Origin of the sequence: Cytophaga sp. (genome assembly GCF_051961495.1) — a bacterium.
Lineage (GTDB): Bacteria > Bacteroidota > Bacteroidia > Cytophagales > Cytophagaceae > Cytophaga.
Genome location: NZ_JBQCDF010000307.1, coordinates 1 through 16035, shown reverse-complemented (window position 1 = coordinate 16035; position 16035 = coordinate 1). Strand labels below are relative to the sequence as shown.

The 16035-nt window shown below is 42.8% G+C and carries 10 protein-coding genes; 4 read left to right on the top strand and 6 right to left on the bottom strand.

Translation table 11 applies throughout. From position 1 onward, the window contains the following. The first annotated feature begins 484 nt into the window (after positions 1-484). The 4 genes from ACTHJT_RS16960 to ACTHJT_RS16945 all read left to right on the top strand — a co-directional run bounded on the left by ACTHJT_RS16960 (position 485) and on the right by ACTHJT_RS16945 (position 10140). Positions 485-4138, top strand: a complete 3654-nt coding sequence (locus tag ACTHJT_RS16960; protein ID WP_440240406.1) for an FG-GAP-like repeat-containing protein — start codon at positions 485-487, stop codon at positions 4136-4138. 270 nt (positions 4139-4408) lie between these two features. After that, positions 4409-5299, top strand: coding sequence for a PorP/SprF family type IX secretion system membrane protein (locus ACTHJT_RS16955; protein WP_440240404.1), 891 nt, complete (start codon positions 4409-4411; stop codon positions 5297-5299). Positions 5300-5322: 23 nt separating this feature from the next. After that, positions 5323-9552: a CHAT domain-containing protein gene (locus ACTHJT_RS16950; RefSeq protein ID WP_440240402.1), complete on the top strand. Its 4230-nt coding sequence runs from the start codon at positions 5323-5325 to the stop codon at positions 9550-9552. Positions 9553-9801: 249 nt separating this feature from the next. Beyond that, complete coding sequence (locus ACTHJT_RS16945) at positions 9802-10140, top strand: hypothetical protein (RefSeq protein WP_440240400.1); 339 nt, start codon at positions 9802-9804, stop codon at positions 10138-10140. Positions 10141-10292: 152 nt separating this feature from the next. Here the strand turns inward: ACTHJT_RS16945 and ACTHJT_RS16940 are convergent, their stop codons facing one another. From ACTHJT_RS16940 to ACTHJT_RS16915, 6 genes are all read right to left on the bottom strand, one after another. Continuing rightward, positions 10293-10937, bottom strand: a complete 645-nt coding sequence (locus ACTHJT_RS16940; RefSeq protein WP_440240398.1) for a carbonic anhydrase family protein — start codon at positions 10935-10937, stop codon at positions 10293-10295. A gap of 125 nt (positions 10938-11062) precedes the next feature. Further along, complete coding sequence (locus ACTHJT_RS16935) at positions 11063-11299, bottom strand: hypothetical protein (protein WP_440240396.1); 237 nt, start codon at positions 11297-11299, stop codon at positions 11063-11065. A 58-nt stretch (positions 11300-11357) separates the two neighbouring features. Next, positions 11358-13517 carry a T9SS type A sorting domain-containing protein gene (locus ACTHJT_RS16930; RefSeq protein WP_440240394.1) on the bottom strand — a complete coding sequence of 720 codons (2160 nt, stop codon included), beginning with the start codon at positions 13515-13517 and terminating at the stop codon, positions 11358-11360. Between the two features lie 59 nt (positions 13518-13576). Continuing rightward, positions 13577-13954: a hypothetical protein gene (locus tag ACTHJT_RS16925; protein ID WP_440240392.1), complete on the bottom strand. Its 378-nt coding sequence runs from the start codon at positions 13952-13954 to the stop codon at positions 13577-13579. A 3-nt stretch (positions 13955-13957) separates the two neighbouring features. Further along, positions 13958-14752: an MbnP family protein gene (locus ACTHJT_RS16920; protein ID WP_440240390.1), complete on the bottom strand. Its 795-nt coding sequence runs from the start codon at positions 14750-14752 to the stop codon at positions 13958-13960. Between the two features lie 7 nt (positions 14753-14759). Next, on the bottom strand, positions 14760-15824 hold the full coding sequence (locus ACTHJT_RS16915) for a transporter (protein ID WP_440240388.1): 1065 nt from the start codon (positions 15822-15824) through the stop codon (positions 14760-14762). Between the last annotated feature and the right edge of the window lie 211 nt (positions 15825-16035).

Below are 16035 nucleotides of genomic sequence, written 5' to 3'. Positions count from 1 at the left end.
AATAAATTCATTAGGTATTTTCTTCGTAGCTAAAATAACATAATGCTCACCTGCGCTCCTGATTAGAAATGACCCCAGCGGGGTCACAGCTTTATAGCAAAACATATGCAATCCTACTCCGACCCCAGCGGGGTCGCACATATTATCCGGCGCATTTGTTATTAATCTAAAACCGTTGGCTAAAGCACAACGGCAATGAAAGCGAACAGTTCTTATTAAAAGAGCTGCTCAGCTTTCCGCCGCGGCGGACTGCACATTTATGTGACGGTCTAGTAGGAAATTGTTCAACAGCCTCCATTTCCCCTTCAGAAACCCTCATTCGGACCAAATCAATATTATGCAGGCATAAAACCGCAATTTTATTGATTCCTGAACGCTATTTTTTCTGCCTGAAAAGAGTTACTTTTATCTGGATTTACCCTATTAATATCTTTTAGTAACTCTTTTTAATACAACAGATTGCACCTTTTTTATTCGCACGAATATGAATATATCCCATAAAAGAATTTTGCCGGATAAATTATTCAGCATATTCCTATTATTAATCCTGCCGGCTTTTGTAAAAGCCCAGGTCATAACCGACATCAAACCTACTGCAGGCACGGTTGGCTCAACCATCACGATCAGCGGCAGCGGACTGGCCTACAAAACGCTGCCTACTGCTGTTTACTTTGGTACCATTCCGGCAACGGTTGTAAGCCAGAGTTCTACAGCCTTGTCTGTAACCGTACCCGTGGGCGCTTCTTATGACCGCATCACGGTTGAGGTTTCACCATCGGGTACCGCCATCAGCGAACAGTTCTTTCTGGTACAAAAGGGTTCACCCTGTGCCTTTAAAAATCCAACCTTTGACGCACCCGTAACAGTTGCTACAGCATCGAATGCACCGGTCTTTATTGAACTGGCAGATATGGACGCTGATGGCAAAGAAGATCTGCTGGTATTAAGTTCAGATTTAAAATCAAGCAACGCATTATCAATTTTCACAAACAAATCAACAACTTCTACTCCTGTTTTTGAACTTTCCTACCAAACAAGCTTAAGCGCCATACCAACTTCTCTTGCCGTAGGTGACCTCAACATCGATGGCTTTATGGACATCGTTATCGGATACACTTCCGGAAATGCGATCACGATTATTCCCGGTGCTACCCGTACAACTTTCAGCAAACCAGCCAGCATTACCGTCGGCATCAAAAATATTGTGATTCCGAGATATATTGCCATCAACGATCTGAACGCAGACAACATTCCGGACATCATTACCGGCAATGCCAATGCGAATGAAGGGATTTCGATTTTAAGAAAATCCACCTTATCCGGATTTGATTATTCCACAGCAGATGTTGCCGTAACGACAAGTGCAGTAACAGCTATAGACATCGGGGATGTGAACCTGGATACCTACAAGGATATCATAACCGCTGAAAAAGGTGCAGGCTTTTATTACTCAGGAAAAGATAATTTCACCTCTTCTACTGCTATATCCAGTGTTTCAACCAATCCGATCGTCACCGGAGATTATGACCAGGATGGCGCAACAGATATTGTACTTGGTTTCGACGGTGTGATAGGTACGTATAGCGAAAAAAACGGCAGGAGACAGTCCGACCAGGCGTTTTCCGGTACGCCATTATCCATGGCAGGCTCTGATTACAATAGTGACGGCAAACCAGATCTTGCAGCTATTTTTGTGAATGCCAAAACCGGTGAAAACACGCTGGCATTCTACATAAACGATGGTTCCGGAGATTTGCAATTTGGAAAACAATATATCGCTACGGGATTCAAAGGCAAGACAAGCCTTGCGGCCGGTGATGTTGATCAGGATGGACAGGCAGACCTCGTTCTTTCAGAACCAAATAAAAATACGATTTCAGTATACCTGAAATCATCCACTGTAACCATTGATGCCCAATCTGCTACTACGCCCTGCCAGGGCAATGCAGCGACAGTAACAGCGGACATTAATGAAGGTACCGTCAGCTGGTATGCAGATGCAAGCGGAACGACTTTACTTGCAACCGGCAGCCCGGCTCAGATTGATCCCAAGTACCTGTCTGCTTCCAAAAATACGATCTATTTCCAGGGCCGCAGCGGGAAATGCTCCTTTGCAATACAACCACAACCCTTAACCGTACTCACCAACCCACTCCCCGATGCTACGGCCTTCGCAAAATTTCCTTATCTCTGTCAAAATGATTTTTCAATCTTGCTGTCTGTTGATGCCAGCGGTAAGCGCACAGGCTCAGCTTATAAATACCAGTGGTCATCCACTACAGACATTGTATCACCTACACTTGATTCAACCAAGGTAACGCCTTCAGATAAAACCCTGATCACCGGCACCGGCTCGGCAGGACAGTTCCCTGCTGAGAAAACTACCATCTACACGTACAACCTTACCGTGACCAACCCAAACACCCTTTGTGCCAAAACCAGCAGCGTGGCCATTAATGTATACAGCTATGCCGCTGCAGTCACGAGCTCTGTAAATACAATCTGTTCGGGTGCCAATGTAAGCTTCACGGCTTCCATGACCAACGGCACATTCAATAGCAGCTCCCCTTTTAAATGGAGCAATAACTATGGCCTGAGCAACCCGGCCGACGGGACTCTAACCACAAGCCTGAACCCGGTTAATACAACAACCGCGGCCAGCAACCTTACGTTCACCATTACCGGACAAACATTCATGGGCTGTCCGGTAACAGCAAGCAAAACAATTACCGTTAATGCTCCGCAGGTAATCACGCCTAGCTCTTTGCCGAGAACCATTATAAACAGCGGTCCATATTCCCAGGTCTTTAAAACCAGCAGCGGTACCAATCCGACATTCAAAATTGTGCAGATCAAAGATCCCCTGCCTTCGCCTTCGGAATTTTCTTTCTCCGGCAATACTTTCCAGGGTTCGCCAAAGACTCCCTACAAAGGAACCTTCCTGATCACGTCTACGGAAACCGGCCAATGCCCGGGCTCCGCGCAATACACCTTTATTGTGGATGACCTGGCCGATCCCAACCTGATCGTGTTCCCGATGTATAAAAACGTAGGCGACCAGCCGTTCTTTATCCAGCCGATCACGCAAAGCACCGGCACAATCACTTATAGCTTAAAAAATACTCAAGACCCGAATGCCGGTTGCGTAACCATCGGGCCGAAAGGCTATGTAACCATCACCTGCGCCGCTTCTAAAGATTCCATACCGGTAATTGTTAAACAGGATCCTACAGCAAAATACAAAGGTGTCTCCATCGAAACATTCATCAAGGTTTCGCCGAACAAGGATACCAAAGTATTGCTGGCGACCAGCGGTGTCATTGCCGGAGGAGATACCACTGCGCTGAAATATTTTACCAACTCGGACGCCGATAAATCTACCATTGAATTTGTACAGCTGAACAATACAGACATTGCTGAAATCAAACCGGACGGCACCATCATTCCGGGCACGCAGACAGGTACCGTGGATGTGGAGATCCGGATTCCGGCGACTCTGAACTATGCGGCTGTTTCCAGAACCTTTACGATTACTGTTTATGCTGCGGTACAGAAGCCAATCGTTTCTACCGACACGGTGGTGATTTCCGTTGGACAGGATACCATCATCAATATCCTGGAGAATGACCTGGGCGTAACACGCGCCATCGATCCTGCACAAACAGATATTGACATGGAGAACAACGGTATCCAGAATAAATATTATTCTCTGACAATGGGCAACTTCCTGATCGATTTAAACGGCAACCTGCAGATCAAGCCTTTCTCCGGCTTCATTGGTGAGGGTAAGCTTGGCTATACCGTAACCGATTCCGCAGGTGTGAAATCAGAGGCCGGTTATGTGCTGATCAAAGTAGTGCCGCTTACTGTAACGCCGCCGCTGAAGGCAAACGAAATCATGACTCCCAACAGCGATGGTTTCAACGACGGCCTGGTGATCGCCTATGCGAATCTTACCAGCAATTCACTCACCATCATGGATGAGGCCGGAAACATTGTATTCGAAACCACCAACTACCAGAACGACTGGACGGGGATCAATAAAAAAGGCAAACCTGTGGAAGCCGGTGTCTACTACTATGTGTACAAAGAGAACGATGGCCGCGAACTGATGCAGTACATCCAGGTGGTACGCTGATTTATTTAATATAAGATGTTTGTACTGTCATTAAAACTGGATTACATTTGTGAGTGCCCCGGTTATAATATCACCCCGTTACGGATGCGCTATTTTCATGATGTTATCCATCGTTCATAAAGCAAATAAACATATCTTTGCTTTATGAACGTTTACAGAAAAAACGCTACAGTACGGCGACACGAATACTTGCTGTAACCCCTGAAACCATGGCCCTGAATATTTAAAATACATTCCGACTAGATTATATATTGACTTTTACCACTTCGTATGAAAAAGATACTTTTACTGATTTCCTGTATTTTTGCTTTATCTGCACATGCCCAGATCTATCCGAATATAGGTCAGTTCCAGAATGTGCTTCTGTACTACAATCCTGCGTATGCGGGCAGCGGCACGCAGCTCAGAGCTACAGGTGTATACCGGGCACAATCGAATAAATTCCCTAAAACGCCCAACACACAGCTGATCACAGTTGAAGCGCCGCTTGGAAAGAATGTGGGCGGCGGCCTGGTGGTTGGCAGACATGCCATTGGTGATTTCAGTCAGATCACCTTCTCTGCCAATGCCAGTTACCAGATCAAAACAGGCCGTGAATCCTCCCTGCAGTTTGGTTTGAAAGGCGGTATTTCCCAGATTGATTTTGGTGTGAACAAAGCATTCAAATGGGACGACAACGATCCGTTCTTTAATTCCAATGCTACCAAAGGCATCATCAGTACGTTTGGCGCGGGTGTATACTATAAGAAACAAACGTTTTATGCAGGCTTGTCTATCCCGGACCTGATCCTGATTGACCCGAATAAACTATACACCGATAAAACCACAGACAAATCGCTGGTGAAACGGAATATCTTTTTTATTTCCGGTATCAAGTTCAACGTGACCGATTTCATTGCTATTCAGCCGCACGTAATGGTCCGCTACTATGCCGGCAGGCCGCTGAACTATTATGTGAACCTGAGCACCATCTTCAACCAGACATTCACTGCGGGGATCGGTTATGTATACCAAAATGTTCTCGGGCTTTATACAAGCGTGAACGTAACACCGAAAGTTCTTCTGGGTTATCGTTATGAGTTCAGTGTTGCACCTTCCTCAAACATGAATTATAACAGCGGCGGCAGCAATGAAATTTTAATCCGTTATGGTTTTAACTAATATCATCTATACCTCCTTTTTACATGAACAGGTTTAAATCCATTGCCCTGACGGCAGTATGCTCATTGTTGCTGTTTAAAAGTTTTGCGCAGAAAGAAACTTTCGAACCTGATTTTATTCAGCTTGAAATATTTGCTGAACAGGGTGATTATAAAGGCGGATTTTTTTATTCTAAAAAACTGATTTCAACGCTTGAAAAAAAAGGCAGTGAGATCAACCTCTTGCGAAGCAATTGCTTTTTAGCCTATTTCTCTGAGATGCTCGACAAATCTTCAGATGCGGCGGCAGCACAAAGAGCCGTGCGCCAATATTTACCTGCCCTCAGTAAAACAGAAAACACCTACGCCTTAGCTTCCGCGTTCAGCATCTACGCAGATTATTTTGTACACCGCGGACAGTTTCTTGAAATCGATTCTGCTTTCCAGCAGATTAAAAAAGAACTGGTATTATTACCCCCTTATGACCGCACACGCATTCAGTATTATCAGTTGCTTTCATTAGCCGGCAAGGGATACCTCAATAAAGTTATTCAGCAAACTGATAATCACGTAAAGACCGTTCAGGGATGCATTCCCAGAGATACGTTGTTTGATCTTGCCAATGGCGGTTTTATGGTTGCAGAACTTACGGCAAACAACAAACGTCTGCGTGAAAATCTCATTGCCAACCTGATTCTGTTAAAAGGCAAGGCTTATCTGGACAATGGCCTTACCGACTCGGCAATCGCTTACCTGCAGAAAAACGAAAGCCTGATCAGCCACCGCGAAGGGAACAATGCCAAATACCATTCTTTATTAGGCTACTGCTTTTTAGACAACGATGAATATCATCTGGCGGAAAAAGAATTTAAAACTGCATCCGCCCTTTCCTCACGGTTCTTTCTTCCGCATGCTCCGGAACAGATCACAATTGAAACCGGCCTTGTAAAATCTTTGCTCGCCCAGGGGAAAAAAGAAGAAGCGGATTATTATAACAATGACATTACAATCAAACTGATTGGCTATTTCAACAAAACCAATCTGGCTTATTTAAACAACAGCTTTACAGATATTGAATATGAGATTGCCGGACACAACTGGCCCGAAGCGGAAACCATGCTAAAAAGCTTTATCGGGCAACCGGTATTACCTGAAATCAGCGGCCTGCGCATTTCGTATCTGAAAACCCTGATCCCTGTTTTAATCAAGCAGCAGAAATACGAAGAAGCTGAGAGCACCATGAATGAAGCGCTTAGCATCCAGGCAAAACTTACCGGCACAACATCTCCCGCTTATCAGGTCATCCTGCTTACAAAGGCATGCTTCTATTCTTTCAACCTCGATAAATTCAAGGAGGCGAAAACATTGTTCTCCAATGTGCTGGACAATGATTTTCAAAAACAGGTTTCCATCGAGAACCCGGATTATTATTTAAACACACTGGCCTTTGCGAAAGTATATATATACACCGAAGAATTCGGCATGACAGAAAACCGTCTGCAATCGTATCTGAAACGGGCAGAGACAGAATTCGGCAATACGCACAACCTCTACGCCATTTACCTGGCCCAGCTGGGTGAATTGAAAACCATTACCGGCGACTACGGCGCTGCGAACACCTACCTTACAAACAGCATCAGTATTTTTGAAAAAAATAATAAAAAGAAATATACCAGCCGGTACATTGAAACACTGGAACTATTCCTGAAACTAAAAGTAATAGAAGGTGATTATGACGCTGCGGATGCCCTGCTCACAAAAGCAAAGAAAGCATCTGAAGAAATCTACCTTTCAGATGCGGAAGATCTATTCATGGTTGAAGAGATCGGATTGCTGTACAGTAAAAAAGGTGAATATCAAAAAGCCAACAAGATCCTTTCTTCTATCCTGAAGAATAAAGTACAGAGTGTGGGCGAAACCCATAAAAGTATCTGTACAACGCTTGAATACCTGGGCGAGCAAAACCTGATCGTAGGGAATTATGCTGAAGCTGATGATTATTTCAATCGTGCATTACAGATTACAAAGAATATTTACGGAGAGAAATCAATTCCGTACGCAACCAGCCTTCTTTATTACAAGCAGCTGCATACCGCCATTGGTGATTATGAAAAAGCTGAATCAAACATGAAAGAAGCACTGCAGATCTACCTGAAAACATATGGCGAGAAGAATATCAAAACGGGGATCTTAATGCATGAAACCGCGCTGGCAACGTTCCAGGCAGATATATATACAACCCGTAAAAATAAAACAAAACATGCCGACCTTGAAAGCCAGTTTTTAAAGGCACTGGAAATTATTAAAAATACCGAAGGCGATAATTCCATTCTCTATGCCGAAGGTCTGGAAAACTATTCCATCTTCCTTGCCCTGACCAACCAGTATTCATCAGCCTTGTCGAATATTGACATTGCAAAGAGAATCTGGGAAAGCAAAGCAGGAAAAACGAATGTACACAGCGCACAGCTGACCAATCTTTCCGGAAGAATTTATTACCGCTCAGGGAAATATGCGCAGGCACTCACTGCCTTTGAAAAAACCCGTGATGATTACAAAAATATGTTTGATGATACGCATCCGGGTTATGTATTTGCCCTGGGAAGCTGCGCGCAGATGTATTACATCTTAGGCAATACATCAAAAGCCATTGAAAGCATTGAAGAATGTACCAACAAATCCCTGCTTTACATTGATCAGGTATTTCCGTTTTTAAGTGAGCGCGGCAAGATGGCTTACTGGGATAAAATCAAAGATGACTTTGAGTTCTACAAAACGATTGCCTTTACAAACAGCAAGGAACATCCCGAAATGATCGGCAAGATTCTTAACATTCAATTACAGACGAAATCCATTTTACTTAACTCACAGCTGAAGATCAAAAATAAGATCTATGCAAGCGGCGATACTACGGCGATCCGTCTGTACCAGGACTGGCAGGATCTGCGCGATAACCTGGCGATTGCCTACTCATTAAACGCGATTCAACGTAAAGAAGAAAACATTGACATCACACTTCTTGAAGCCCGCCTGGAAGCAACGGAAAAACAGTTAAGCGGTATTTCTGCGGATTTCGTGGAACAGAGTAAAAGTAGATCCAGCGTTTATACCTGGAAAAATGTGAAGCAGAGTTTACAGGATCATGAAATTGCAATCGAAACTATTCCATTCAGGTATTATACAAAATCATTCAGCGATACTATCTGGTATGCTTTTATTGCCGTAACAAACAAGTCCGGCGAGCCAACCTTTGCCATTGAAAAGAACGGAGCTGAGCTTGAGACCAAACACTTGAAATATTACCGCAACATGATCCGGTTCAGCAAAGAGGATAATGCTTCTTACGATCAATACTGGAAAACCATTGCAACATTAATAGAACCTTCTTATACAACAATCTATTTTGCCGGTGATGGTGTATACAACCAGATCAATGTGGAAACGCTGAAAAACGAACAGGGTAACTACCTGATCAATTCTGCAAACATTGTCAATATTGGTTCGTCCCGTGATGTCATCAATAAAAACGCAGTTGCACAAACAAAGCAGGCAAAACAGGAAACAACACAGAAACCTGAAATTGATCTGATCGCCAATCCGACTTATTTCACAGATCCTGCTGTTGCAGAGGAGTCCGCGCTTGAACAACTACCGGGATCAGAAACAGAAGTGAAGAAGATCAATACACTGCTCACTGCCAGCAACTGGAAAACACAGATGTTCATTGGCTCTGCGGCAACAGAAGATACTGTTAAGAGTATTAAAAACCCGAATGTGCTGCACATTTCAACCCACGGCTTTTTCTGGCAGGATGCGGCCGCATCAGAAGTAGAGATTGCCGGTAAAAATGTTACAAACCCTTTACTGATGTCTGGTGTGCTATTGTTTAATGGTGGTGAATTGCTTACAACAGACAACATCAATTCGATCAATAAAGAAGATGGTATTCTTACAGCGTACGAAGCCATGAACTTATCGCTTGACAAAACGGAGCTGGTGGTATTAAGTGCCTGCGAAACCGGATTGGGTGAAGTAAAAATAGGTGAAGGTGTATACGGTCTGCAGCGTTCGTTTACTGTGGCAGGAGCCAAATCCATCATCATGAGTCTGTCAAAAGTTTCTGATGAAGTTACGATCAAACTTATGGAAAGCTTCTATACAAACTGGATACAGTCGGGCAATAAAAGAGAGGCTTTCAATAAAGCCAAAAAAGATCTGATGAAAGAATATCCGGATGCGAAGTACTGGGGGTCATTTGTAATGATCGGACTTTAAATAATTATGAATTATAATCCGCCGCGGCGGAATGAATTATGAATGAATTCTTAACGTGACTTCCATTCATAATTTAAATTGCATGAAATTTGTGAACGCACCCAACCCGCCATGGTTGGTGTTTAACCAACTTGTTTGTTAGAATAAACACAACTACAACCCAGGCATCACCAACCATTTGCCAGTTCATTCATAATTTATAATTCATAATTCATAATTAGCATGAGGCTTGTTCACGCCCCCCGGTACATGAAACATGTAACAGGCTTATTCAGTAAAGGCACCGGGGAACAGAAAGGTTTCCGGGCCCAGTATGCAGTATTCTGGATTTTCCTGCGTGATGAAAAAGATCTGCAAAACGATGTATTGATCAATCATGAATTGATCCACCACGAACAAACCAAGGAGCTGACTCCTTTTTTATTCTTTCCGCTTTACCTGGGAAATTATCTGGTTAATTTATTCCGCTTTAAATTCGACACCAATATGGCGTATAAAAATATTGTGTTCGAAAAAGAAGCATACTTGTACGAAGAAGATCTGAACTACCGCACACACAGAAAACGGTACGCGTGGATTAAATTATGAATTATGAGTTATAAATTATGAATTGAATTAAAAATAAGAATGCTTCAATAGAGTTCAATTCATAATTCATAATTCATAATTCATATTTCATAATTCATAATTCATAATTCATAATTCATAATTCATAATTCATAATTCATAATTATTTAAAATTACTCGTAGAACGTCACCTGACCGTTATCCATGTCGTAGTACGCACCAATAATCTTAATCTCTCCTTTGTCTTCCATTTCTTTTAGAATAGGACTTTGATTACGAATGTTATTTACGGTCACTTTAACATTTTCGCGCACGACCAGATCAACGAACTGTGGATTTTTAGACGTCTGCTCGCCGGGAAAATCACAGCACCTCTCAACCGCAGGTCTGATCTTTTTAAGCAAGCCGGTAAGATTGCCTAATTGCACATTATCAATCGCACCTTTGATTGCACCGCAGTATTCGTGTCCGATCACAAGAACCAGCTTTGCTCCTGAAACTTTACAGCTGAATTCCATGGAACCCAGTATATCTTCATTTACAATATTTCCTGCGACACGGGCAACAAACATATCTCCTATGCCTTTATCAAAAACGTCCTCAATCGGAACCCGTGAATCCACACATGATAAAACAACAGCTTTAGGAAACTGGCCGCTAACGGCATCGCGTATCTGTTTTGAGTGATCGCGCATTGTTAAAGTCCCGGAACAGAAACGCTTGTTCCCTTCCTTTAAACTGGCGATCACCTGATCCGGTGTTAATTGTTTCTGTTCTTCAGCAGTTAATACTTTTTCTATTAGGGGTTGTTGGTTCATTGTATTTATAAATAAAATAGTGAATAATGATTTTATCATTTTTTGAAAATAAACAATCGTAGGCACTGGTGCAATACCGGTTTATTGATAATGCATCCGCATGCTTTTCCCGCGTAAAAAATATTTTATTTTCTTGAGTCGAGATATTTTTCTTTGCAAACAATGCTGCAAAAGCCCCAAATCTGGCCATCGATCATGGCCGTATCACTCAAATGCTCTTTCACATCCATATGACATACCGGGTCGGTTTCATTGACTACTGTTATACCTGATACCAGCGATGTTTTTGTGTCATGCGCCTGTTCATTTTTACAGGAACATAAAATGAACGCGCTGATAAATAATGTAATAAGATATTTCATAAGTGTATAGAAATTAATGGCAGCATGTGAAACAATGCCGCATGCTGCCATTAATTATTTATTGAATAATCATTTTCTGTGTATATACAGCGCCTGCTGTCGTGTTCACCTGAACAACGTATAAACCTTGCGTGTAATCTACGGTGTAAAGTTCCTGCAACCCATTGAAACGATTTTTAACATTACCTGAATGATCAAAAATTGTTACCTGAGCAATTTGGCCTTTAATGTTTGAAGTATTTAACGTGAAGCTGCCGGCTGTCGGGTTCGGATAAATCTCCAATGCATCCGTATTCACAGATGAGTTGCGTAAACCGGTTACTACCGGCGGCAATTCTGATAATCCATTTGAATACAAACCATTATTTTCCGTTGATACAAATACTCTTGTGGTGACAAAATTAATTTTAACCACATCCGTAAAGCTTGGCAGGTTAAATTGTGTTCCGCCTTCGATCCAGGTTGCACCTTCATCCGAACTTGCCAATAAAGCACCTGCGCAGCTTGTCCATACATAACCACCATACGCTGCCATTGCCTGTATTTTTGAACTATTCAGATGCATCGTTGTCGTATGCCAGATCGAAGTTGGAGCTGTTGCAGACCAGTGAATAGCTGCCTTAGCCGAATCTGATATAAAAACACCGGATCCATCTGTGCCGGCATAGATCTTATTTTCCATAACCGTTACTGAAGTAACGTTCCAGTCTGATAAGCCGCTGTTGTATGAATTCCAGGATGAACCGGTTGTTGTACGGATAAATATTCCCTGTCCGAGCGTACCCAAAAGAATATTATTTCCATAAAACGCCATAGCGGTAGGCTTCGCGTTTACCGGCAAGCCGGTCTGCATGGGCGACCAGCTGATGGAAGCCAGCGACGAACGATAGATCTGATTGTTTGCGTCAATTGCATATAATGTATTGTCTGCATAAAACAGCTTTTTAATATTCAACGTAGCAAGACCTGTTGTTACTGCGGACCAATGTTTACCGGAGTCTGGGGTAACATAGACCCCGCCGTTTTGAGTGGCCGCAAACAGGAACGATTCACCCATGATTAAATCATTTACATGCAAGCTATCAATCAGTCCGTTATTGGAAACCTCATAATTTGCTGCGATATCATTGCTTACGTATATACCATTTTCCGTTGCAGCAACAACAAAACCCGCACCGCTGGTATGCATGGCTGTTGTCTTTAAATTATTGAAACCAACATTCATGATTGTCCACGCTGTAAACGGAAGTGATGCTTTATAAATACCTTTATTCACGGTACCGCATACCAGACCGCCTTTAAAGGAAATAACTGTATTGACCTGTACAGCCGGAAGGCCGGTATTTAAAGCAGACCAGCTGATCGTGCCGGTAGCAGATACAAATATCCCCTGATCCGTTGACAGATACCAGGAAGTGCCGTCATTATAAATTGTCTGAATGATAATGTCAGACGGAAGGTTTGCAAAAACCGATGTGTATACCGGAGCTGCTGTCGTAGAAACAGACGTTGTCAGGAAAAGTCCGTTTTCATTCAGCACCATCAATTCATCGGTTGAAGCATTCGCAGATAATGCATTGGTTCCATTTACATGATCTGTATGGGTATCGTTGAAATCAACCCAGTCCGTACCGGTATCATCGAATACATACACACCGCCATCCTCTGCAGCAATAAATATTTTATTCTGAATTTTCGCAAACTGCGTTACATGCAGATGATGCAGGCTGCCATTCGCTGCAGTCCACAAAGCACCTCCATTGGTAGTTATAAAGATCCCGCTTGAAGTTCCTGCCAGCAAAGTGGTTGTACTAATCGCTAACAGGCTTGTCACATGTAAATCTGTAAGTCCTGTATTAACTTTATTCCAATAGCGATTGGAGCTTGAGCCCGGATCGTATCCATTGAAAACAAATATGCCGCTGTCTGCCGTTGCCGCATAGAGAAATTTTCCGGTATGCGCGAGCGCTGTGATTTTTCCGCTTTTCAAACCCACAGGCCTTGGGCGCCAGCCAACGAGAGCAGTACTTGTACTTTCATATACCCCACCTTCTGCAGTACCAATATAAACAGTATCTGCCGCGGTGATCGAACAAGTGACCGTTCCGCCAAAAGGTCCTTTAGAACCAAAATGCGCGAAACTGCTTATGGAAACAGACAGCATAAAAAAGACTGCTGTTATTTTTAAAATTCTATCCGTATTTAAATATTCTTTCATTGTTTTATGAGTTGATGTTTAATCCTTTTTTGTCATGTATTAGTGGTATGAACTATACATCACGCCGGAGGATGAAAAAAATCAACCGCGACATCATCAACCATGTGGCTGTTGTACGCCGGATATATTATAGAAAGAAAAATAAATGCAACGGAAACTTTTTCAGCATCATGTACACAATACAGGTCAATCTTAAATTTCAGGTATTCATGCAGACAGGATTTTTCAGGATCGCATTTCTTCAGCCGGCTCTTCAAATAACAACGGCCTTTACAGGTATTGGCTTTATTAAAACGCTGAACACATATTTCTTCCGAAATAATCTGCTGTTTTATTTTGAATTGTATATAGACCAGTGTATTCACGCTTATCTGCAGCGCGAATACACCAATCAAAAACATGGATATGTATATCGATATGCTTTTCTTCAAAAGCATGCTTTATTCGTTTTCATATCTGAACATGTTTACAATATTATCTGCAACAGTAACCGATATCGGCCATTGTGCGCCGGTTTCAGGCCATGAATTTTGAGCGGCTGTAGTTATAGATAAATTGGCAGGATCGAGCAGATCCACTCCGTTAAACAGTATGGAGTAATCTGCCAGCATATGTACGTAACCAGTTGCATTTGGCTGTACTGTAAAAGTCTGGTTTGGCATTACGATCTGCTTCAACTGCGGATCGGTGCCGATCTTATAAGTAAAAGCAACCATATCTGCATCTGCAGCACTCATGGCAACGGTAGTATCAATTTTTCCTGAGCAATTCATGAAAATATAATTTTCAGTCTGCGCGGGTGTCGTAAACCACATAGTCTGGTTGTTCAACGGACCGCCCGTACCGGACGGCACCTGCGCGTTGACTGCCGGCAGCAACCCTGCCTTGAAACGGATTGTCCTGTAATTACCAACCGGCACATTTCCCAATTTATATACCTGTTCAGCAGGGTTCGCCAGAAGAACGGTATCTTTCACCGCGTACGTACTGCCATCAAATTTCACCAGCTCAATATCAGAAAGAAAAACCTGTGCCATAGATAAAGAGAGTTTTCTTCCATCAACCGTTCTGTAGACGATATCATAGCCGTCAACTTCTGTTGCTCCGATGTAGGTGTGCAAATGCAGGTTCAGCGGAGCTGTAACAACAGTATTGGCAGGAGAAGACGGATCTTCTTTTGATGGCTTGCATGCTGCTGCCAGCAGCGCAAGCATTAAGATACTCAGGTGTTTCATATACATTTTATAATAAGATGGAATAATTAAAATTAATGTTTGTATAAAGTGTTGATTGAATACCATTCAGGTTTTGGTAAAGCGGCAGTCCGCCTTCCACGGCAATTTTATTTCTGTTCAGGAAATAAAAATTAATGCCTGCATATCCGAAGACCGCCTGTCCACCATAATTAACCGGGTTTGCAGCAGGTTCAGTATAGATATATAAATCCGGATCAGACCCTTTGATACTACCTGCAGCAGTTGCTTCAACCCGTAGTGAAGTACTCATCCAGTTAAACCAGCGGTATGCAAACCAGCTGTTGAATGAAATTTTGTTTCCCAGTTTATAGCCTACAGAATTATATCCGGTGCGGATGGTTGAATACAGCTGAGAGCTTGCCATGGATTTACCTTTCTGGTATGTATAAGTTATACCAGGCAAAACATCCCAGGTACCTGAACCGCGCTGCATCATATAGGGGTAGCGCTGATCCGGATACATACTGCCGCGGCCGCCTTTGGTCTGAATAGAACCTGTCGGAATGGATAGTCCGCCGGAAACAATTACCAGATGATACGGCATATATACAAGTCCGTATAAAGCCGTCAGCGATACGTCGCCGAAGCCGGAAGTTTTCATTTCATGTTCCATGCCTGCTGACATATCCATACCCGGATGCATATGCATGGAACCTTCCGGCGCATTCATATTCATGCTGGAACGGTTGTATTCTGCCATTCCCATCAGTGTGATCTTTCTACCTAATCCATACATGGCCATCAGCATATGCATATCCATCCGCATCTTATCCGACGACATCAGGTATTGATTGTACACCTGATCGTTTGAAACAGCAGTACCGTTTTGCTGAATACCTCTGGCATCCATATTCATGTAACGGTATGAAAACATCCACTCCCCTCTTGCGTGCAGGTGGCTGATCATAACAGCTGCCGGTGTTACATCTTTTTTACAGACACAGGATAAACACACGATTGGTGTTGCAAGCGTATCTTCCTGTGCAAATACAGTTGTTGTGCCTGCAGCCATTGTAAACAGCAGCAAACACCACTTTTGAATAATGTTCATTTGAAAATTAACTTAATGATCGTAAAGAAATACTTACAGCTATCTGTAAGCAGCGGCATTAACGTTAATTATTGGGGAGGTTGTATGATATCTTCTACCGGTGAATGGTATGCCTGTAGCTGGTAAGCATCCGGTAAAGTTACCTGTTCAATGATTGTATATTCAGGCGTAAATGTAAACGTATGTTTCGGAGAATAAAAAACTGCTTCTT

What these genes read in the sequence shown, in the direction of transcription:
- ACTHJT_RS16960 (WP_440240406.1), top strand. Translation starts at nt 485, where the DNA reads ATGAATATATCCCATAAAAGAATTTTGCCGGATAAATTATTCAGCATA.
- ACTHJT_RS16955 (WP_440240404.1), top strand. Translation starts at nt 4,409, where the DNA reads ATGAAAAAGATACTTTTACTGATTTCCTGTATTTTTGCTTTATCTGCA.
- ACTHJT_RS16950 (WP_440240402.1), top strand. Translation starts at nt 5,323, where the DNA reads ATGAACAGGTTTAAATCCATTGCCCTGACGGCAGTATGCTCATTGTTG.
- ACTHJT_RS16945 (WP_440240400.1), top strand. Translation starts at nt 9,802, where the DNA reads ATGAAACATGTAACAGGCTTATTCAGTAAAGGCACCGGGGAACAGAAA.
- ACTHJT_RS16940 (WP_440240398.1), bottom strand. Translation starts at nt 10,937, where the DNA reads ATGAACCAACAACCCCTAATAGAAAAAGTATTAACTGCTGAAGAACAG.
- ACTHJT_RS16935 (WP_440240396.1), bottom strand. Translation starts at nt 11,299, where the DNA reads ATGAAATATCTTATTACATTATTTATCAGCGCGTTCATTTTATGTTCC.
- ACTHJT_RS16930 (WP_440240394.1), bottom strand. Translation starts at nt 13,517, where the DNA reads ATGAAAGAATATTTAAATACGGATAGAATTTTAAAAATAACAGCAGTC.
- ACTHJT_RS16925 (WP_440240392.1), bottom strand. Translation starts at nt 13,954, where the DNA reads ATGCTTTTGAAGAAAAGCATATCGATATACATATCCATGTTTTTGATT.
- ACTHJT_RS16920 (WP_440240390.1), bottom strand. Translation starts at nt 14,752, where the DNA reads ATGAAACACCTGAGTATCTTAATGCTTGCGCTGCTGGCAGCAGCATGC.
- ACTHJT_RS16915 (WP_440240388.1), bottom strand. Translation starts at nt 15,824, where the DNA reads ATGAACATTATTCAAAAGTGGTGTTTGCTGCTGTTTACAATGGCTGCA.